This window comes from Streptomyces hazeniae (assembly GCF_031845485.1).
Lineage (GTDB): Bacteria > Actinomycetota > Actinomycetes > Streptomycetales > Streptomycetaceae > Streptomyces > Streptomyces hazeniae.
The window spans coordinates 1-698 of the sequence record NZ_JAVREQ010000083.1 but is presented as its reverse complement, the minus strand read 5'-3'; the positions used below and the strand labels follow the sequence as shown (position 1 = coordinate 698).

Genomic DNA, 698 nt, shown 5'->3' with positions numbered 1-698 from the left:
CGCAACGGCCACGCCTCGGGCGCGAAGATCGTGCGGGTGGCCACCTGCACACCGGCGTGGGTGATGGCGATCGGCCGGCCGCCGGTGACTTTCGTGTACTCGACGCGGGCGACGATGGTGCCGGCCTTCGCCGTCAGCGCCCGCCCGAACTCGGTCACCAAGGCGTACGTGCCGTCGAACAGTTGCGGCACCGCAGCCTCCAGCGCGGCGCGGTGATCGGCGAAACTTGGTGTGATGTCGTCGGATTCGAAGTTGACCGGCAATCCTCCGCCGATGTCGATCCGCTGGATCTGCCGGACGCCGACCCGTGCGGTGATCTCGGCGGCGAGCTCTGCCACCAGCCGTACGCCCTCGGCGGCGTGCGCGAGGCTCATGCCCTGCGATCCGCTGTGCACGTGCAGCTGGGTCAACCAGGGCCGGTCCGCAAAGGCGTCGACGATTTCGTCGCGATGGTCGGCCAGCCCGATCCCGAACTTGGAGGTGGTGGTGGCCGTGCTCATGGCGCCGATGGTGCCTGCGCCGGTCTGGGGATTCAGCCTCATCCCGATGACCGACCGATGCCCTTCCACCCGGGCGATCGCCTGATCGACCCGCGCCAGCTCCTCGAAGTTGTCGATGTTGAACGAGACCCCCAGTGCGAGGGCCCGCTCTATCTCGGTCGTGGTCTTGGCCGGAGAGTCGAACACGATGCGTTCTGC

At 68.1% G+C, this 698-nt stretch carries 1 pseudogene; it reads right to left on the bottom strand.

What is annotated here, in order from left to right:
- Nucleotides 1-698, bottom strand: a pseudogene (locus tag RM572_RS28675) (diaminopimelate decarboxylase); the annotation flags it as partial.